The 18,471-nt window shown below is 59.7% G+C and carries 15 protein-coding genes; 6 read left to right on the top strand and 9 right to left on the bottom strand.

Annotated features, from left to right (window positions below; genetic code table 11):
- The first annotated feature begins 222 nt into the window (after positions 1-222).
- Positions 223-1,737, top strand: coding sequence for a mechanosensitive ion channel (locus tag NW826_RS00260; RefSeq protein WP_414509148.1), 1,515 nt, complete (start codon positions 223-225; stop codon positions 1,735-1,737).
- Positions 1,738-1,928: 191 nt separating this feature from the next.
- Here the strand turns inward: NW826_RS00260 and cydB are convergent, their stop codons facing one another.
- The gene (cydB, locus tag NW826_RS00255) at positions 1,929-2,978 is read right to left on the bottom strand and encodes a cytochrome d ubiquinol oxidase subunit II (protein WP_414336827.1); all 1,050 of its coding nucleotides are present in this window, start codon (positions 2,976-2,978) and stop codon (positions 1,929-1,931) included.
- A 234-nt stretch (positions 2,979-3,212) separates the two neighbouring features.
- The gene (locus NW826_RS00250) at positions 3,213-4,646 is read right to left on the bottom strand and encodes a cytochrome ubiquinol oxidase subunit I (protein ID WP_414334968.1); all 1,434 of its coding nucleotides are present in this window, start codon (positions 4,644-4,646) and stop codon (positions 3,213-3,215) included.
- A gap of 403 nt (positions 4,647-5,049) precedes the next feature.
- On the opposite strand from NW826_RS00250, the gene mfd reads away from it, so the two are divergent.
- The 3 genes from mfd to NW826_RS00235 all read left to right on the top strand — a co-directional run bounded on the left by mfd (position 5,050) and on the right by NW826_RS00235 (position 10,334).
- A complete protein-coding gene (gene mfd / locus NW826_RS00245) occupies positions 5,050-8,517 on the top strand; it encodes a transcription-repair coupling factor (RefSeq protein WP_414509170.1) in 3,468 nt (1,155 codons plus the stop codon).
- Between the two features lie 102 nt (positions 8,518-8,619).
- Entirely contained in the window at positions 8,620-9,555 is a 936-nt protein-coding gene (locus NW826_RS00240; protein WP_414509147.1) for an ABC transporter ATP-binding protein, read from the top strand.
- Entirely contained in the window at positions 9,552-10,334 is a 783-nt protein-coding gene (locus tag NW826_RS00235; RefSeq protein WP_414509146.1) for an ABC transporter permease, read from the top strand. Before NW826_RS00240 ends, NW826_RS00235 begins: the two co-directional genes overlap by 4 nt.
- Positions 10,335-10,341: 7 nt before the next feature.
- Here NW826_RS00235 and NW826_RS00230 read toward each other — a convergent pair whose 3' ends face one another.
- Complete coding sequence (locus NW826_RS00230; RefSeq protein ID WP_414334965.1) at positions 10,342-10,869, bottom strand: TM2 domain-containing protein; 528 nt, start codon at positions 10,867-10,869, stop codon at positions 10,342-10,344.
- Positions 10,870-11,136: 267 nt separating this feature from the next.
- Here NW826_RS00230 and hemH point away from each other — a divergent pair, with 267 nt between their 5' ends.
- On the top strand, positions 11,137-12,171 hold the full coding sequence (gene hemH, locus NW826_RS00225; RefSeq protein ID WP_414509145.1) for a ferrochelatase: 1,035 nt from the start codon (positions 11,137-11,139) through the stop codon (positions 12,169-12,171).
- Between the two features lie 43 nt (positions 12,172-12,214).
- Positions 12,215-12,622, top strand: a complete 408-nt coding sequence (locus tag NW826_RS00220) for a VOC family protein (protein ID WP_414334963.1) — start codon at positions 12,215-12,217, stop codon at positions 12,620-12,622.
- Here NW826_RS00220 and NW826_RS00215 read toward each other — a convergent pair.
- The 6 genes from NW826_RS00215 to hisD form a co-directional block, all read right to left on the bottom strand.
- Positions 12,619-13,197 carry an SAM-dependent methyltransferase gene (locus NW826_RS00215; protein WP_414509144.1) on the bottom strand — a complete coding sequence of 193 codons (579 nt, stop codon included), beginning with the start codon at positions 13,195-13,197 and terminating at the stop codon, positions 12,619-12,621. The two genes, NW826_RS00220 and NW826_RS00215, sit on opposite strands and share 4 nt — an antisense overlap.
- Positions 13,198-13,317: 120 nt before the next feature.
- Complete coding sequence (locus NW826_RS00210) at positions 13,318-14,217, bottom strand: RNA polymerase sigma factor SigF (protein ID WP_414509143.1); 900 nt, start codon at positions 14,215-14,217, stop codon at positions 13,318-13,320.
- A 418-nt stretch (positions 14,218-14,635) separates the two neighbouring features.
- The gene (locus tag NW826_RS00205; RefSeq protein ID WP_414509142.1) at positions 14,636-15,790 is read right to left on the bottom strand and encodes a tetratricopeptide repeat protein; all 1,155 of its coding nucleotides are present in this window, start codon (positions 15,788-15,790) and stop codon (positions 14,636-14,638) included.
- A gap of 24 nt (positions 15,791-15,814) precedes the next feature.
- Positions 15,815-16,120, bottom strand: a complete 306-nt coding sequence (locus NW826_RS00200) for a hypothetical protein (protein WP_414334959.1) — start codon at positions 16,118-16,120, stop codon at positions 15,815-15,817.
- A gap of 108 nt (positions 16,121-16,228) precedes the next feature.
- The gene (locus NW826_RS00195) at positions 16,229-17,017 is read right to left on the bottom strand and encodes a hypothetical protein (protein ID WP_414509141.1); all 789 of its coding nucleotides are present in this window, start codon (positions 17,015-17,017) and stop codon (positions 16,229-16,231) included.
- A gap of 31 nt (positions 17,018-17,048) precedes the next feature.
- Positions 17,049-18,362: a histidinol dehydrogenase gene (gene hisD, locus NW826_RS00190; protein WP_414334957.1), complete on the bottom strand. Its 1,314-nt coding sequence runs from the start codon at positions 18,360-18,362 to the stop codon at positions 17,049-17,051.
- Between the last annotated feature and the right edge of the window lie 109 nt (positions 18,363-18,471).

Below are 18,471 nucleotides of genomic sequence, written 5' to 3'. Positions count from 1 at the left end.
GTAAAGCTTTGTTTCAAGACCTGCCGTTTCTTTTGACATTTGAGGCTTTCTCCCAGACAAACCCAGCTTGCCCAAGGAAGCGCTTCAGGCTAACCTACTCTTATCATTTGTGCATCCTGAGCATTTCAGGCTGTGAGGGTAATTATGGACACCCCTGTAAACACCTTTAGAGATGAGACTGTCTCTTTTTTTGTCAATCTTTGGTCCAGGCTTATCGATTTTATGCCCAATCTGCTGGCGGCGATTTTCATCCTAATTCTGGGTTGGATCGTGGCCACGGCGGTGGCCTTTGGCGTTCGGGGGCTGCTCAAGCGGACGCAGCTCGATAACCGCCTGGCTGCTTGGGTTTTGGGGCAAAAGCCTGGCGAGAAGCTGCCGCAAACAGAGCACTGGGTGGCCGCTGCTGTTTACTGGATCATCCTGGCTTTTGTGTTGGTGGCGGTGCTGAATGCCCTACAGCTTCAGGCCGTCTCCGATCCGCTCAATCGGTTTTTAGGCGAAATCTTTGTCTATCTGCCGCGGCTGGGTGGAGCCCTGGTGCTGCTGGTGGTGGGCTGGACGGTGGCCACGGTTGCCCGCCTAGCGGTCATTCAGGGGCTGCGGCGCTTTAACTTGGACGAGCGGCTGGCTCAGCCTCTCCAACAGGAGAGCGCTGCCGGTGAGGTGGGTACAGAAGGAACGGCTGCAAAGTCAGAGGGGGGGGCTGAGGTCGCTCCTTTTCTCTTGAATGAAGCTCTGGGTGACGCCCTCTACTGGTTGATTCTCTTGTTCTTTTTGCCGCTCATCCTGGATACGCTGAACCTGCGGGGGCCGCTGCGGCCGGTGCAAAACCTGCTGGATCAAATCCTGTCGATGGTGCCGCGCATTTTGGGAGCGCTCATCATCGGTGTGGTGGGCTGGTTTTTGGCCCGCATTGTGCGCGGCCTCATCTCCAATTTGCTAGCGGCAGCAGGAGCCAACCGCTTGGGGGCCCGCTTTGGCATTCCCCAGTTGGCCCAGATTGTCGGGACGGTGGCCTACATCTTGGTGTTGATCCCGGCGGTGATTGCGGCTCTCAATGCTCTGGAAATCCGGGCCATCTCGGATCCGGCGGTGGCGATGCTGGAGCAGGTGTTGCGGGCCATTCCCCGAATTGCAGGATCGGCTCTGATTCTGGCCGTCTTTTACTGGCTGGGGCAGTTTTTGGCGGGCTTGGTGACCCAGTTGCTGCAGGCGGTGGGCTTCGACCGCTTGGCTGCCGGCCTCAGCTTGCCCTTGGCCCCTGCTCCTGAAGCGCCTGCCGCTGAAGGGGAGTTGGTGAAGCGGCGCACCCCCTCTGAAATTGCCGGCCTGGTGGTCTGGGTGGGCGTGGTCTTGTTCGGGGCGGTGCCGGCGGTGGAGCTGTTGCAGTTTGCCGCTTTAACCGACATCGTAGAGGGGCTGTTGCTGATTTCTGGGCGGGTGCTCATCGGCGCCTTGGTGTTCGGGATCGGCCTTTACTTGGCCAATTTGGCCCATTCCATGATCAAGAGCTTGGGCAACCCCTCTGCAGGCGTGCTGGCGCAGGCGGCGCGGGTGGCCATCTTGGTTTTCGTCGGCGCCATGGCCTTACAACAGATGGGTGTAGCCACTGACATTGTGGTGCTGGCTTTTGGCCTAGTGCTGGGCGCGATTGCCGTCGCGGTGGCTTTGGCTTTTGGTTTGGGAGGTCGCGATGTGGCTGCCGAGCAGATCCGGCAGTGGCTGAAGCGGGAGTGAAAAGGCCAAATCTGCTAGAGGAATTGCTCTTCCTACCCAAAGAGAGCAGCGCTTCTTAAGGAGTGGCCATGCCACCCATCCGATGGCCCCCTCAAGGTTAACCCTGTTTTGCTTGCAAATGTACCCCGCCTGGCAAAACGCTCCGCGGGGTCTTGATTTAATTAATTAAGTTGAGACTTTTTGCTTTGGGTTTAAGCTGCCTCCGAAACTTTGGCCTCTTCTGGCGTTGCTTCCTGCACCACGATCTTGCCCCGGAACACCACATAGTTGTAGATGTTGTAGGACAAAATAACCGGGATCAAAAAGCCAATAAAGGTGAGCATAAACACCAGCGAACTGGGAGAAGCGGCTGCTTCGTAGATGGTGACGCTGGGAGGAATAATGTTGGGGAAAACCATAAACCCCAGGCCGATAAAAGAAAGGGCAAAGATTAAAAAAGTGTAAACCAAAACGCTATTTTCTTCTCGCCGCCGCAGGCTGCGCAGCAACAGAGCCACCAACAAAAGTCCCAAAACGGGGATGGCAGCAAAGATATAGAAAAGAGGAGGCGAGAAAAGCTGAGCGCGCGCCTGCTCCGACATGATGGGGGTGCTGATGGTGATAAACACTGCCCCCAGCAATGTTGTCCAGGTGGCGATGGTTGCTGTCTTGTAGTAGGTTTTCTGCAGCTCGCCGGTGGTCTTAACGATCAGATAGGCCGAGCCGACTAACACGTAGCCCTGGATCAAGGTAAGAGCCACCAACACCGTGCGCCAGGTCAGCCAATCCCAAGGGCTGCCGGCAAAGTGGCCGGCTTCGTCGACGCGGATCCCTTCGAAGACGCTGCCCAAGGCAAACCCCTGGCCCAAGGCCGCCAAAAAGCTGCCCACCCCGAAGGCAATGTTCCACACCAGCTTGTTGTCGGCGTTCTCCCGAAACTCGAAAGAGACAGCCCGCAAGATCAGGCCCACCACCATGATCACCAGCGGAATGTAGAGAGCGTTGAGAATGGTGGCGTAGGCGAGGGGAAAGGATCCAAATAAGGATCCCCCCATCAGCACCAGCCACGTCTCATTGGCATCCCAAACATTGCCCAGGCTGGTCATGAGAATGCTGCGGCGGGTCTCGCTAGAAGCCGTCAGGGAGAGGATGCCAACCCCCAAGTCAAATCCATCTAGCAGAACATAGAGGAAGAGAAAGAGACCGAGGATAAAAAACCAGACTTGCGGTAAAAACTGCTGTAAAGGCTCGAAAGATTCCATCGTCGTTCTCTGTAGTTTATTTCCGACCAGTTCGAGACATGATCCCCCTCACCCCCAACCCCTCTCCCTTTGGGCCCAAGCGCTCCGCGCCGCTCACGCGACCACCCCCAACCCCTCTCCCTCTGGGCCCTCACCCCCAACCCCTCTCCCTCTAGGAGAGGGGAGTTGGAAATCGACAAGTGGCTTGGCTGCTGTTGGATGAGGAGCCTGGGTTTCGTTGGGGCTGCACCGGCGCTAGCGAGCTTCTGCAGGACGGCGATCCGGCTCGTGGCGGGCAGGCTCGATCACCATCACCGGCTGGGTTGCCGGAACGGGGGCAGGCAGCTCCAGGTCAGGCCCTCTGCGGATGATGCGGCTGCCAAAGTAAAGGGCAGCCACGAAAAACACCGTATACAAAGCAGTCAGGCCGACCAAAGAAAACAGCACCTCTCCCGGCGGCAGCGGCGAAACGGATTCCGCGGTGCGCAGTTGTCCATACACAATCCAGGGCTGCCGGCCCACGCAGCGGACGATCCAACCGGTCTCCACGGCAATGTATCCCAGGGGTGCGGCGAAGACCCAAGCCCACATCAGCCACTTCTGCTGGGAGAGGGCCTCCGCCGACAGCTTGCCCCTCAACCACTGGATCAAGGTAACCCCCATAAGCCCGGCCAGAAACAGGCCAATGGCCACCATTGTCCTAAAGGAGTAGTAGATGAGGCCAATCATGTGAGGACGATTTTGGGGATCCCAAGCTTTCAGGCCCTGCACCGGTCGATCCAGCCTGGGCTTAAACTCCAGCAGATAGCCCAGCGCACCGGGGATCTTCACCTCCCACTCGTTGCGCTCTTCTCGGTCGTTGGGCAGGGCTAACAGGCTCCAATCGGCTCGTTCGCCGGCGGGGATCGTCTCCCACTGGGCCTCCATGGCCGCCAGCTTGGCCGGTTGATAGCGATACACTTGCTCCGCGCTCAAGTGGCCGATAAACACCTGCAAAGGGGCCACCACCAGAGCCATTGCCAAGACCACTTTGAGGGAACGGGAAAAAAACTCGCTGTGCCGCCGCTTGAGAATGTACCAGGCGCTGATGCCACCGATCACAAACAAAGAGGTTTCCAAAGTGGCAAAAAACATGTGCAGAAAGCTATTAACCATGAAGGGATTGACAATCGCCTGCAGGTAGTCGCGCACCACAAACTTCCCATCGACAAATACCCCCCCTGCCGGCGTCTGTAGCCAAGAGTTGGCCGTCAGGATCCAAAAGGTAGAGAGGTTGGCGCCGAAGGCCACCAGGATTGTCGAGATCCAGTGAATCACCGGCGGCACCCGCTCCCAGCCAAAGAGCATGATCCCCAAAAAGCTGGCCTCCAGCATAAAGGCCATCGTGCCCTCAAACCCAAGGACGGTTCCAAAGAAGTCGCCCACCGCCTCAGAAAAAGGGGCCCAGTTCATGCCAAATTGAAAGGCCATCGGCAACCCTGAGGCCACGCCGATGCCAAAGTTCAACACATAGATCTTTGACCAGAAACGAGCGTGGCGATAGTAATCTAGATTGCGAGTTTTCAGCCAAAGGCCCTCTATAACAACAAGATAAATAGCCAGTCCCGTTGTTAAAACCGGCCATAGCATATGGAAAATGGCCGTGAGGGCAAACTGTAGTCGAGAAAGTGCGACGGTGTCTAGAAACATGATTGGCACCCAGTTTGGATGGATAAACTCAACTTTTCCCAACCCTCTCTGCTGCAGTTTGTGCAGGCACGCCTCTAGGTATGTTCGCTGCAGACATCCGTACCCATTTGGATGAGGTCGGGAAGGCTATCTTTTTTGTTCCTCCTAGGATTGCATCTTGACCAAGATCAGCGATGGGCTGCTCGACTCTAAAGGTTAACTTTAGGATCCTGAGAGAAGGGGTTTTCTTCGTGTAAAGCAGACTACAGGATAAAGAGGGTTGCGAACTCGGCAGCCTGGGGATCCGCAATCCCGAAATGGCCCGTTGAGGGGCGGGGATAACGCCATGCAAATTTTCCTCAGGGCCTGCCAGAATTGGGATCCCGGCTTGTTGGAGATCCCAGTTGGCAGTGGGGGGTGGAAGATGTCGTTTGTCCCGCTGGTGCGCTTTCTCGCCCAATCCGGCTTGATGCCAGAGTTGGCCGCCCGCTTGAGATCGCGGCGACAGGCAGCCATTCAGGGGGCAGGGCGGATCGCCAAGGGGTTGATGGCCTCGGCTTTGGCCCAGCAGGAGGGGAGATCCCTGCTGGTGGTGACTGCCACTTTGGAAGAAGCAGGCCGCTGGACGGCGCAACTGGAGGGCATGGGCTGGGAGAGCGTGTACCTTTATCCCACTTCTGAGGCTTCTCCCTATGAGCCGTTTGACCTGGAGCCGGAACTGGTGTGGGGACAATTGCAGGTGCTGGCCGATTGTCTCCAGGGCAGAAAGGGCATGGCCGTTGTGGCCACGGAGCGGGCCCTGCAACCCCATCTTCCCCCCCCAGAGGTGTTTCAGGCCTTCTGCCTCAAGCTGGAACCTGGCCTGGAGCTGTCGCCGCAGCAGTTGGGGCAGCAGTTGGCCCGGCTGGGCTACCAGCGGGTAAGCCTGGTGGAAAGCGAGGGGCAGTGGAGCCAAAGGGGCGATATTCTCGACATTTTCCCGGTGGCCTGCGAGTGGCCGGTGCGCCTGGAGTGGTTTGGCAATGAGCTGGAACGGCTGCGGGAGTTCGACCCGGTAAGCCAGCGCTCCCAAGATGGGATCCCTTCTGTCTGGCTGACCCCCACCGGCTATGGGCCCATGCTCTGGCCAGCGCTGCAGGAAAAGATGGAGCAGCTCTCCCCCGCCCTGCGGCAGCAGGGATCTCCTCCCCCAGAAGGCCTGCGCCGTTTTCTCGGCCTGCTCTACGATCCACCGGCCAACCTGCTGAGCTACCTGGATCCCAATACCTTGATCCTGATCGACGAGCCGGAGCAGTGCCAGGCCCACAGCCGGCAGTGGCTAGCCCACGCCCAGGAGCAGTGGCAATTGGCCCAGGCTGCTGAGCCGGCTCTAGTGCCCTTCCACCGCCCCTTTGATCTTGAGGCCGCTGAGTGGGATCCCTTCCCCCGCCTGTTGGTCCGTGCCTTTGCCCCTGCTGGCGAGGGGGAAGCTGTCCTCGACCTCAAAAGCCGGCCTGTCCCTGCCACTCCCCACCAGTTTGGATCCCTGGCCAAAACCCTGCGCGAGTACCGCAAGCAACACTTGCAGGTGTGGATCCTCTCCGCCCAGCCCTCCCGCACCGTGGCTCTGCTGCAGGAACACGACTGCCCGGCCCAGTACGTGCCCAACCCCAAAGATTTTCCGACTATCGAGCGCCAGCTCCAGTCCTACACGCCGGTGGCCCTGAAGTACTCCGGCCTAGCGGATCTGGAGGGGTTTCTCCTGCCCACGCTGGGGTGGGTGGTGCTGACCGACCGCGAGTTTTTCGGCCAGCACAGCCTGGCCACCCCCACCTATGTGCGCAAGCGCCGCCAGGCCAGCTCCCGCCAGGTGGATCCCAACCTGCTCAAGCCGGGGGATTTTGTTGTTCACAGGGCCCATGGCATTGGCCAGTTCCTGCGGCTGGAAAGCCTCACCATCGGCGGCGAAACCCGAGAATATCTGGTCATTCAATACAGCGATGGCCTGCTGCGGGTGGCTGCCGACCAGGTCAACTCCCTCTCCCGCTACCGGGCCGGCGGCGATGGCCCCCCCGCGCTGCACAAAATGTCCGGCAGCACCTGGGAAAAGACCAAGCAAAAAGTTAAAAAGAGCCTGCAAAAAGTGGCCCTTGACCTGTTGGAACTCTATGCCAAGCGTGCCCAACAGGAGGGCTATGCCTTCCCGCTCGATTCTCCTTGGCAACAGGAGCTGGAAGACTCTTTTCCCTATCCTCTGACACCGGATCAAATTCGCGCCGTCCAGGAGATCAAGCGGGATATGGAGTCTCCCCGCCCCATGGATCGGCTGCTGTGCGGGGATGTGGGTTTTGGCAAAACGGAAGTGGCCATCCGCGCCATTTTTAAAGCCGTAACCGCCGGCAAACAAGTAGCTCTTTTGGCGCCAACCACCATTCTCACCCAGCAGCACTACCACACTCTCAAAGAGCGCTTTGCCCCCTATCCCATTCAAGTGGGCTTACTCAACCGCTTCCGCACTCCCGACGAGAAAAAAGAGATCCTGGCCCGCCTCAAAAGTGGTGAACTGGATGTCATTGTGGGCACCCACCAGCTTTTAGGCAAGGATGTACAGTTTCGCGATTTGGGCCTTTTGGTCATTGACGAAGAACAGCGCTTCGGCGTCAACCAAAAAGAGAAAATTAAACTCCTCAAAACCCAGGTGGACGTGCTCACCCTTACGGCTACCCCCATTCCCCGCACGCTGTATATGGCCTTGTCGGGGTTGAGGGAAATGAGCTTGATCCAAACTCCCCCGCCCTCGCGGCGCCCGATTAAAACTCACCTCTCCCCCTACAATCCTGAGGTCATTCGCACGGCTATCCGCCAAGAGTTGGATCGCGGCGGGCAAGTCTTTTATGTTGTCAACCGCATTGAAGGGATCGAAGAGACCAGTGCCAAATTGCGGGAATGGGTGCCCGGCGCCCGCATTGCCATTGCCCATGGGCAAATGCCGGAAGGAGAGCTGGAAGCGACGATGCTGGCTTTTAACAACGGGGAAATCGATATCCTGGTCTGCACCACCATTATTGAGTCGGGTTTGGATATTCCCCGTGTCAACACCATTTTGATCGAAAATGCCCAGGAGTTTGGGCTGGCTCAGCTTTACCAATTGCGAGGGCGGGTGGGCCGGGCTGGGATCCAAGCCCATGCTTGGCTGTTCTACCGAGAAGATGGCATCCTCACCGAAGAGGCCCGCAAACGCCTGCAGGCCATTCAGGAATTTACCCAACTGGGATCTGGGTATCAATTGGCGATGCGGGATATGGAGATTCGCGGCATTGGCAACCTGTTGGGCACGCAGCAATCGGGGCAGGTCAATGCTGTGGGCTTCGATCTTTATTTGGAGATGCTGCAAGAGGCCATTCGCGAAATTCGTGGCCAAGAGATCCCGCAGGTGGAAGATACGCAAATCGACCTCAATGTCACCGCCATGATCCCGCAAAGCTATATCCCCGACGAAGATCAAAAGATGCAGGCCTATCGCCAATTGGCTGCTGCCGGCTCTCGGGTCGAGCTGTTGCAAATTGCCCAGGAATGGCAGGATCGCTTTGGCCCCCTGCCCAGGCCTACCCAGGAGCTGCTGCGGGTGATGGAGCTGAAGATTTTGGCCCGCAGGCTGGGCTTTTCCCGTATCAGGCCGGCCAAGGAGCATGTGCTTCTGGAAACTCCCATGGAGGAGCCTGCCTGGAACCGCCTCAAGGAAGCGCTGCCCACTCACCTACAGCCTCGCTTTGTTTACCAGCCGGGCAAGGTGACGGTGCGGGGCCTGGGGATGGTGCCTGCGGCGCAGCAACTGGAGAACCTTTTGCAGTGGCTGGACAAAATGGGCTTAGCCCTGAGCCGGATAGAGGCCGGGATCCCAACAGCCACTTAGTCCTGGGTCCTGGCTGCGGGGCGGGGCTTCTGCTGTGAGAAACTGGGATGGGTGCCCGGCCTTCCTCGGGTTGGACTTTTGCACTCCCCGTTGCCTTGCCTCATGAAAGTCCTCGAAGCTCACCACCTCCAGAAAACCTACCGGCAGGGGGGCAAGCAGGTGCGGGCGGTGGTGGATGTCTCTCTGACGCTGGCGGCAGGGGAGATCCTGGCTTTCTTGGGGCCCAATGGAGCCGGCAAGACCACCACCATCAAGATGATTGCTGGGCTGATCCAGCCGGATGCCGGCACGGTGCGCATCCTGGGACGGGATCCCCACGCCGATGCGGGTGCGCTGGCCCAGGTGGGGGCGGTGCTGGAAGGCAACCGCAACCTCTACTGGCGGCTCACCCCCCTGCAAAACTTAGAGTATTTTGGCGTGCTGCGGGGGCTATCCCCCAGAACGGCTCGCCAGCGGGGGCTGGAGCTACTGGAAACCTTTGGCCTGCTGGAAAAACGGGATGTTGCCGTGCAAACCCTTTCGCGGGGTATGCAGCAGAAGGTGGCCATTGCTGTTGCCCTGCTGCACCAGCCGGTTCTGCTGTTGCTGGATGAACCCACCTTGGGGCTGGATGTGGAAGCGGCGCAAGCGGTGAAATCCTTGATCCGCCAAATTGCCGCTTCGGGTCGGGCCATTCTCCTCACCACCCACCAACTGGAGATGGCCGAGGCCCTCTCAGACCAAGTGGCCGTGATCGAGGGGGGGAGAATCCTCTGCCAGGCCCCCACGCAGGAGCTGATCCGCCAGTTTGCCGGCGCAGCCAGTACTTATCGGATTGAGTTGGAACAAGACCTGGATCCCAGCCGGGCGGAGCGCCTGCTCCAGCAAGGGGTGGAGATTCTCGGCTTCCATCAGTTGCGCTTTGGCGGCTCTTCAGAGGCGTTGTATCAGGTGCTGGAGATCCTCAAGCCCTTGCCCCTGCTTAGCATTAAGCGAGAGGAAGCGGATCTCACCCACATTTTTCTCAAGCTCTTAAAAAGAGGGGATGGGCGAGGATGATGCAGGCGATACACCTGTTTTGGGCGGAGCTGAAGCGGGCCTGGATCCAGTACATCCGCTATCCGGCAGAAGCCCTGGGCGGGATCCTGATCACCACCTTTTTCTTCTATGCCCTCTTTGCCGGCGCTCAGTATGTGGCGGGGCCGGCCTCCCAATTTGGCGAACGGCTGGACGCGGTGGTGATCGGCTATGTGCTCTGGACGCTGGTCATTTTTGTGGTGAACGATATTGCCCTCAACCTGCAAGTAGAAGCCCAGACGGGAACTCTGGAGCAAGTGCTGCTCTCGCCCTTTTCGGCGACCACCCTGTTTTTGGCGCGGGCCTGCGCCAGCTTGGTGTTGCGCTTTTCCGTCGTCGTCGTTATTTTGGGCGTCATTTTGCTGTTGACAGGCAGCCGGCTGCGCTTTCCTCCCACTCTGTTGTTGCCCCTCTTGAGCGTGGTGCTGGGGGCCTATGGCTTCTCGTTTTTGCTGGGATCCGCCGCCTTGATTTGGAAGCGCATCCAACAACTGCTGATCCTCAGCCAATTCGGCCTGCTCTTTCTCCTGGCCACCCCCACGGAAGAGTGGTCGGGATCCCTGAAGTGGCTGGGGCAGATGCTGCCCATGACGGCAGGGGCCGGCTTGCTGCGGGATCTGATGGTGCGGGAGGCGGGCTTGGATCCCCTGCGGCTGCTCATGGCTCTGGCCAGCGGCCTTTTCTACTTCGGGCTGGGCCTGCTGGCCTTTCGCCGGGCGATGCAACTGGCCAAACAGCGGGGCATCTTGGGATCCCAGTAGGACGTTGTCAGAGGGAGCGCCGGTCGCCAGGGGAGCGCAACAGGTGAGGGAAGTGGTACTCCACTGCGCCGGTAGCCAAGTTGTTCTCGGGAGAAGCGATGCCCCGCCGGCTCAGCTCTCGCAGCGCTTTTTCAATCTCGTCAAAGTCAGCAGGCAGCTCGATGGCGACTTCGGAGAGGGTGAGGATCCCTTGTCGCTGCTGCGCCAGCCGCAGGATCTCCCGCATCAAAGCCTGACCCTTCAAAGGCTGAGGCGGGGCCGAGACGGCTTTTGCGGGAGCCGGAGAGGGCCGCACTCCTTGCAGGACGGCCAGCTTGAAGTTGTAATCTTCCACCATGCCCGGGATCAGAAACAGGTCGATCAACTGGCCGAAGCCCAAAAGGCCGAAGGTCAAAAGCCAGAGAATGCCCGTCACGGTTTTGCCCAGATAGAGGCGATGGACGCCACAGATCCCGAATATGCCCAGCGCCCAAAGGATGTAGGTGGTGCCGACAGATTTGGGCTCGGCAGGGGGCAGTAGGTAGCGAGAACTCATCGTTTTTCTCCGAGAGACCCCACGCTACGGCGCAGCAGGGGAGGGACAGAAGGCTTGGCGACGAGGCTCAATGTCCCAGAGCCAAGCGGCGTATAGGTATACAATAGCCTCACTTCGCTGCGCCATCAGGTGAGGTGTGCCTGCCGTTGCTGCTTTCGCCAAGGTTGGATAGGTGGATGAGAAAGGCTGCAAAAAAACTTAAGGCCACTTTCCCGCTGCGGGATAAGACCCCCTACAGTGGATAAAGAACGATGATTGAGTTTTGCTATGTCCAAAAGCGGCGTGCTCCTGCTGAACTTGGGGGGACCAGAGACCCAGGCCGATGTGCAGCCCTTTCTCTACAACCTGTTTGCCGATCCCGAGCTGATCCGCCTGCCGTTTCCTTTTTTGCAGGGGGCTTTTGCCTGGGCCATCTCCGCGCTGCGGGCCGAAAAATCCCGGCGTAACTACGCAGCCATTGGGGGGGGATCCCCCTTGCGGCGCATCACGGCCGAGCAAGCGCGAGAACTGCAGGCACACCTGGTGGCCGAGGGCTACGACGTGCCGGTGTATGTGGCCATGCGCTACTGGCACCCGCTCATCGAGTCGGTGGTGCAGCAGATCAAGTCGGATGGGATCACCCGCCTGGTGGTGCTGCCGCTCTACCCGCAGTATTCCATCAGCACGACCGGCTCCAGCTTTAAGCTGCTGGATCGGCTCTGGGCCGAAGACCCGCAGCTGGGCCGCATCGAGCGCTGCCAGATCAGCTCTTGGTACGATCAGCCTCAGTACGTGCAGGCGATGGCAGGAGCCATTCGGGAACAATTGGATCGGTTTGCCGATCCCGAAAGGGTGCATGTGCTGTTTAGCGCTCACGGCATTCCCGAAAGCTATGTCACCCAGGCCGGGGATCCCTACCAACAGGAAATGGAAGCTTGTGTGCGGCTGATCTGGCAGCAGGTGGAGCGCCCCAATGACCACACCCTCTCCTACCAAAGCCGGGTGGGTTCGGTGCGGTGGCTGCAACCCTATACCGAACGGGTTATCCCGGAGCTGGGAGCGCGCGGGGTGAAGCAGTTGCTGGTGGTGCCGATTAGCTTTGTGTCGGAGCACATCGAGACCCTGCAGGAGATCGACATCGAGTATCGGGAGCTGGCCCACCAGGTTGGGATCGCCGATTTTCGCCGGGTGCCCGCCCTAAATGCCGACCCGCTGTTCATTGCCGGCTTGGCGGCGCTGGTGCGGCCTTATTTGCTCACCTCGGGCTTGGCCGCTCCTGCCTTTGTGCCTGCGGTTGTGGCTCACTCTGTTCTCGAGCCCTGAGCCAGACTAGGGTAAAGCAACAGAACTACCCCACGCGGTTGCAATGCTGATTTCCGGTGCCTTGGTTAGCGTGGCTACCCCGGATTTACCCCGTCTACAGCACTTCTATCAGGCTCTCTTGGGGATCCCTCCTCAAGCTCAGCTCCCAACCGAGGGGGAGCCGGTGTATGTGGAGTTTCGTCTGCCGGGGTTGCGGCTGGGCCTTTATGGCAGCCGTCACCCCAACTTTGCTGCTCAAGCCGGGGCGATGAGCCTCTGCTTGCAGGTGCAGGATTTACAGGGATCCCTGACAACGCTGGAGGGGCTGTCGAAAACTTACCGGCTCTCCATCTCCCCCCTGCGGCAAGCTTTTCACGGACAGGAGGTGGATTTTCAGGATCCCGATGGCAACCGGATTGTGTTGCACCAGCCTTCTGCGGCTGTTTGGGAAGTGATGGCCTGGGAGGGCTAGATCTGCCACAGGTAGATGGTGTAGGTGTTGATGACATCCGATACGGTGGTGGTGGCGGTGGGGGGCCAATCTCCCATGTCGAAGGAATGGGTAACCAAGCGGGCGCCAGGCCGGAGCTGTGAGCGCAACTTGTCTCGGATCAGCAGGTGGGAGCGGGGCAGCAAATAACAGCTCACCACTGTCGCCGGGGCTAAGTCCAAATTAAGCAAATCCTGCTGGAGAAAGATGACTCGATCCTGAACTTGGGCTTCTTGGGCCCGCTGTTGGGCTTCAAGGATGCGCTCCGGGTCGATATCCACCCCCACACCCCGCGTGCCAAAGCGCTGTGCCGCTCGAATGAGGATGCGGCCATCCCCACAGCCCAAGTCGTACAGCACATCTTCGCGCCCCACCTGGGCCAAATCCAGCATGGCATCGACAACCGAGGGCAAGGTGCGCACATAAGGAGCCAAGCTGAGCCGGTTGGGCTGGCCGTGGAAGAAGGGATCCCTGCCGAGCAAGTTGTGGTTCAGCTTGGGCTTGAAACCGCGACGTGCTGAGGGTTGATCCCGAGAAGAGCGCTTTTTTCTATTCATCAAATATATTTTGATCGGTGTTCCCATTAGTCTAGCAATCTATTGCAGTACCGAGGCTCCGGCATTTTACTGGATGGGAAAGCACCGTCAATCGCCTTGGCCCAAACACTTTAAAAAATATCAAAAAATATCTTGATTCAACAACTTGGCCAGGCGTTCCAGCCCCTTTTTGACCTGGCGGGAAACAGTAACGGCGCTGATCCCCAGCCGCTCTGCCGTTTCTTTTTGGGTGAGGTCGTAGAAGAAGACAAATTCCAAAATCTGGCGGGTGCGTTCTTCCAGCTTGGCTAAGGCATGTTGCAGACGGATGCGGTCTTCTTCAGCCAGTTGAAAACTGCGGTAGCGTTGATCTGGAACGACCTCGCCTAGAGCAACGCTATCTTCCCCGGTTTGAATGGGGGCATCAAGGCTGAGCAAAAGGCTATTTTGTTGAGCCAGTTCCATCTCTCGCCATTCCCGGTCCGTCAGTTGCAAAGCTTCTCTCACCTCGGCCTCAGAGGGGGGACGGCCCAACTCTTGCCGCAGGCGCGCAATCACCTTCTTGGCTTGCCGCTGCAGAGTCGTCCAGCGACGTGGGATCCGCAAGGTGGAGCTTTTGTCCCGCAAGTAGTGTTGAATTTCTCCGCGAATGTAGGGCATGGCAAAAGAGCTAAAAGCCAGGCCACGGGTAATATCAAAGCGTTCAATGGCTTGAATCAAACCCAAGCAGCCGATTTGTACCAAGTCATCGTACCCCTCATTGCATTGGTTACTCCAGTGATGGGCTTCTTTGCGCACCAAGCCCAGGTTCATTTCCACCAGCCGGTTGCGCAGGGCCGGATCCCGAGTCTGGTGGTACAGTCGCAACAGTGCAGCAGTTTGAGCTTTAACATCTTCATGTTTGGATGCCATAGACGCACCCACAGCTCGGGATCCAGTATCGCCAATACTAGCTTTAGTCAAAGATAGGGGAGCCGCGGCTGTCGATGGCGTTGGCGGCTCGGAGTCGTCGAGAGAAGACCGCTGAGGAGCTGTTAGCATAGACAATTACTTTTTTTCTTTTCTTTACTTTCTGAGCTGAAGTCATTCAAAGCCGGATCAGTACCCAAACAACTCAAAGGCGGCAGATGCCAGGCGAAACCAGACTTCCCCTGGAACCAACCGCGAAGAAGCTTGCAGGCAGACAGTATCAGGTTGTGTCCATGAAAATGCTACCAGATGTTAACAAGAACACAACTTGCCCCCGAGATCTGCCAGGAGCTGGAGTGTTCTCAGTTTGCTCAGGTTTTTCGCTGTAAGCAACAGCATCTCTACGGAAAATCAGCGGGTTTCCTCTGCATTGGGCGGAGCCACCAGATTGCTGTTGCCGGCCCATCCTCTGGAACTCAGGACGCAGACGATGAGCAACTAAAGTTGCTTACGGGCTTTTCCGCCCCGCACGAAATACGGAGCTACCAAGCTATCCCTCTGTGTCGGTTCCAAGGCCGGAGAGGGCTGTCAGGAAGGCCGTAAAGCTCGGCTCACTGCGAATGAGGTCGAAATAGGGCTCAGAGGAGAGCAAGGGGCGGTAGCGCTCCGGCTGCAGGCGCAGGGCTTGCTCCAAGGCTTGCAGAGCCTGGGGCACCTGACCTTCCCAGGCGCAGCAGCAGGCTTTGGCGTAGTGGGCCTCGGCATCTTCGGGATCCATCTGCAGGGCCCGGTCAAAACTCTGGATGGCCAGCCCGTAGAGGTTCAAGTCCATCAGCACCAGGCCGCGCTGCACCCAGATCTGAGGGCGCTGGGGATCCTGGGCCAGGGCGCGGTCGTAGCTGTTGAGAGCTTCCATCCAGTTGCCCAGGCGGTGGTGGGCAAGGGCGTGGCTGGCCCAGAGGGAAGCCGATGCGGAGCCCAGTTGCAGGGCCCGTTCATAGCTGGCCAGGGCCTCGGCGTAGCGCTCCAGGTGCACTAGGGCCAGCCCGCGACTTTGCCAAACCTGGGGATTGCTGGGGTTAATGGCCAGGGCTTTGTCGTAGCTAGCTAGGGATCCCTGCCACTGCCCCAGCGAGGCCAAGGTTAGCCCGTGCAGATACCACGTTTCCGAGCTATCGGCGCGGAAGGTGAGAATCTGCTCGTAGGCGCGCAGGGCCTCTTGGTAGCGGCCCAGTTGCCGCAGCGTGTTGGCCTGGTTAAAGCGGGCCTCAAAAAAATCCGGCTTTAGGTGCAAAGCCCGCTCGTAGCTGGCCAGCGCTTCCTGGTGACGGCCGAGATCGTCCAGTAGAGAGCCGCGGTTGTTCCAGGCTTCGGGAAAATCTGGCTTCAGCTCCAGGGCACGATCGTAGCTGGCCAGGGCAGCTTGGGCCTGCCCCAGGTGGTCGAGGGTGGTGGCGCGGTTGTACCAGGCAATGGGATCCTGGGGCCGATCTGCCACCGCCTGTTCGAAGGGCTGCAGTTGGGCCTCCTGTTCCACCGTAAGGGCAGAGAGGTCAACCGCCGTTGCCGGCCAAACAGTTGTCGAGTCTGGGGGAGCAGCCTGCTGCTGTCGTCGCAGCCACCAGGCCCAGCCGCCGGCCAAGAGCAACAGGCCCACCCCCAGCAGCAGCACACCCACATCGCTCGGAGCAATCGCAAACGGCATGACCCACTTCCTCGCCGCGCGACTCTACATCATCACCAAAAACGGCAGGGGATCGCTGGGCCCTGCCGGCGAGATCAGCTCGATGCGTTTTTCGCCAGGGTAGGTGCTGGGATCGATCTCAAAAGTTACGGTCAGTGCCTCGGCAGTGGCCTGCACCGGCCCTTGGGAGCGCCCCAAGGGATCCCCGAAGCTAACCCGGATCCCTTTGCCCGCCGGGCTGACGCGGATCTCCGTCACTTGATCCAGATGGGATCCCTCCAGTGTACAGACGATAACATCGCCCACAAAGGCCTCCAGAGGCCATCCCCGCCGTACCTGCGGTCTTGACATGCTCGCCCCACTCCTTGGTTATCGACGTTGCCCTTGGATCCCTTGGCCCTGCTGCGTCGCCCGCGGTCTTGGATCCGCTAACGCCAAGCTCAGGGCTATCGAGAAGGGCTACCTGATGTTTAGCCCAAAGTTCCCGGCATGACAAATGGCCGCTGACCCTGCGGGAACAGCCCCAATCCAGCCCTCTTCCAAACCCGAGGAATCGGGGACGGTCAGCGTGGCCGTTCCCCGCACCAACCAATCGGAAGAGGAGCCAACGCTCACCAGCCGCGGCACCTCTTCCAGGCTATCGGCCACGGCAAACAGCACCCGCCCTCGCGCCTGGGGATCCCAGCCCAGCAGCTCGGCATATCCCAGGGCCGGCGGTGGCTCCCAAACCTGTACCGGCGGGATCCCGGTCGAGTCGGTGGGCAAGGGCCAGATCACCGCCCGATCCCAGCTCAAATCGGTTTGGAACCAGCCTGCGTACTCCCGCGCCAGCAGAGTGTTGTCCTGCCAGGCCAGAGGCAGGATCATGGCAAAATCCAAGGGCTCGGCGGGGTCGTACACAGACGCTGAAGCTTGATAGATCACTTGCAAGGCTTGGGTACGAGTGTTCTTGGCAAACAACACACTGGTCAACCGACTGGCCTGAGGGGTGGCCACCAAATCCAGCCGCGTGTACACCTGCCACTGCGGATCCGGTGCCGGCAGAGGCCGGCTGCGCAGCAGGCCAATCAGCGTACACTGCCGTTGCCGCGCCTGCTCCTGCAGGGCATACACCCACTCCCACGGCACGGCCAGCGGCGGAGAAGGGATCCCCTCCGCAGCCGCCATCGTCGCCAACAGCAGGGATCCCATGGCCGCAGACAGAGCCTCTCTCCACCACCGCCCCTTTCGCCAGACAGAAGCTGCCATCGTCACCCAACCTGCGGCCAGGCCAAACTCTCTAGCTCCCCTCGGCCAAGCGCAGTTGCACCGAGCGGCCATGGGCGGGCAGCCCCTCCGCTTGTGCCAGAGCTTGGATCGCGCCAGCCACCTCCTGCAAAGCTGCCGAGCCGTATTGGATCAGGCTGGAGTACTTCAGGAAGGTCTCTACCCCTAGAGCTGAGGCGTAGCGAGCCGCCCCCGCTGTGGGCAAGGTGTGGTTGGGCCCGGCCAGGTAGTCTCCCACCGCCTCTGGAGTGTAGTGCCCCAGGAAGATTGCCCCCGCATGGCGAATGGGATCCAGCAGGGCCCAGGGATCCGCCACCTGCAGCTCCAGGTGCTCCGGCGCGAACTGGTTGGACAAGTTGACTGCTGTCGCCAGATCCGGCACTACGGCGATGAGCCCGTAGTTGGCCACCGCCTTTTCCACCATCAGGCGATTGGGGTGGGTCTCCAGTTGGGCCGCCACCGCCTGCTGCACCTGTTGGGCCAACTGGAGATCGGGGGTGAGGAGAACGGCCGCCGCCAGGGGATCATGCTCGGCCTGGGCCAGAAGATCGGCGGCAACATAGAGGGGATTGGCGCTCTCGTCGGCGATGATCAACACCTCGGAAGGCCCTGCCAGCGAGTCGATCCCCACCGTGCCGTACACCAGCTTCTTGGCCAAAGTCACGTAAATGTTGCCGGGGCCGGTGATTACATCCACCTTGGGGATGGTCTCGGTGCCATAGGCCAGCGCCGCAATGGCCTGGGCCCCGCCGACGCGATAGATGGTGTGGATGCCCACTTCTTGGGCGGCCACCAAAATAGCCGGGCTGATCCCCTTGCCCCCCAGCCCGTCCGATCCCGGTGGGGTCACCATGACAATCTCGGGCACCCCCGCCACCTTGGCCGGAATGGCGTTCATCAACACGGTGCTGGGATAGGCGGCCCGCCCTCCTGGAATGTAGAGGCCGGCGCGGTCCACGGGGCGGTACTGCTTGCCCAAGACAATCTCAGGGCCGGGAAAGCTCACCCAACTGCTGGGCACCCGCTGCCGGTGAAAGGCTTCAATGCGCTGTTTGGCCAGGCGCAGGGCCGATAGCAGTTGCGGCGATACCGCCTGGTAGGCCGCCTCCAGCTCCGCCCCCGAGACCTTCAGCTCCGCCACGCTCAACTCCACCTGGTCAAACTCAGCCGTGTAGGCCAGTAGAGCGCGATCCCCCTGACGGCGCACTGCTTGCAGGATCTCCCGCACAGTGGCCTCACGGTGCAGGTTCTGGTCAGCCTGAGTGCGCTCCGAGATCCGTCTAAGCTCGGCTTCAGCCTCGGTTAGCTGGGTGACGATTCTCAGCATGGCAACTCCTTCGCCTAGCGTGCCGTAAGCAGATGGTAGCGAGGGATCCGGTGGCATCGCGGTAGCAAAGCAGATCCTCACTCCACCGGTTCGTGGTGGCCAGAGGAGC

Origin of the sequence: Synechococcus sp. OH20 (assembly GCF_047502685.1) — a bacterium.
GTDB lineage: Bacteria > Cyanobacteriota > Cyanobacteriia > Thermostichales > Thermostichaceae > Thermostichus.
Note: the sequence above shows the minus strand (reverse complement) of the source record. Positions and strands in the feature narration are given on the sequence as shown.

Bases quoted from the DNA above. Each gene is read 5' to 3' on its own strand.
- NW826_RS00260 (WP_414509148.1), top strand. From the start codon at position 223: ATGCCCAATCTGCTGGCGGCGATTTTCATCCTAATTCTGGGTTGGATC.
- cydB (WP_414336827.1), bottom strand. From the start codon at position 2,978: ATGGAATCTTTCGAGCCTTTACAGCAGTTTTTACCGCAAGTCTGGTTT.
- NW826_RS00250 (WP_414334968.1), bottom strand. From the start codon at position 4,646: ATGTTTCTAGACACCGTCGCACTTTCTCGACTACAGTTTGCCCTCACG.
- mfd (WP_414509170.1), top strand. From the start codon at position 5,050: ATGTCGTTTGTCCCGCTGGTGCGCTTTCTCGCCCAATCCGGCTTGATG.
- NW826_RS00240 (WP_414509147.1), top strand. From the start codon at position 8,620: ATGAAAGTCCTCGAAGCTCACCACCTCCAGAAAACCTACCGGCAGGGG.
- NW826_RS00235 (WP_414509146.1), top strand. From the start codon at position 9,552: ATGATGCAGGCGATACACCTGTTTTGGGCGGAGCTGAAGCGGGCCTGG.
- NW826_RS00230 (WP_414334965.1), bottom strand. From the start codon at position 10,869: ATGAGTTCTCGCTACCTACTGCCCCCTGCCGAGCCCAAATCTGTCGGC.
- hemH (WP_414509145.1), top strand. From the start codon at position 11,137: ATGTCCAAAAGCGGCGTGCTCCTGCTGAACTTGGGGGGACCAGAGACC.
- NW826_RS00220 (WP_414334963.1), top strand. From the start codon at position 12,215: ATGCTGATTTCCGGTGCCTTGGTTAGCGTGGCTACCCCGGATTTACCC.
- NW826_RS00215 (WP_414509144.1), bottom strand. From the start codon at position 13,197: ATGAATAGAAAAAAGCGCTCTTCTCGGGATCAACCCTCAGCACGTCGC.
- NW826_RS00210 (WP_414509143.1), bottom strand. From the start codon at position 14,217: ATGCTAACAGCTCCTCAGCGGTCTTCTCTCGACGACTCCGAGCCGCCA.
- NW826_RS00205 (WP_414509142.1), bottom strand. From the start codon at position 15,790: ATGCCGTTTGCGATTGCTCCGAGCGATGTGGGTGTGCTGCTGCTGGGG.
- NW826_RS00200 (WP_414334959.1), bottom strand. From the start codon at position 16,120: ATGTCAAGACCGCAGGTACGGCGGGGATGGCCTCTGGAGGCCTTTGTG.
- NW826_RS00195 (WP_414509141.1), bottom strand. From the start codon at position 17,017: ATGGCAGCTTCTGTCTGGCGAAAGGGGCGGTGGTGGAGAGAGGCTCTG.
- hisD (WP_414334957.1), bottom strand. From the start codon at position 18,362: ATGCTGAGAATCGTCACCCAGCTAACCGAGGCTGAAGCCGAGCTTAGA.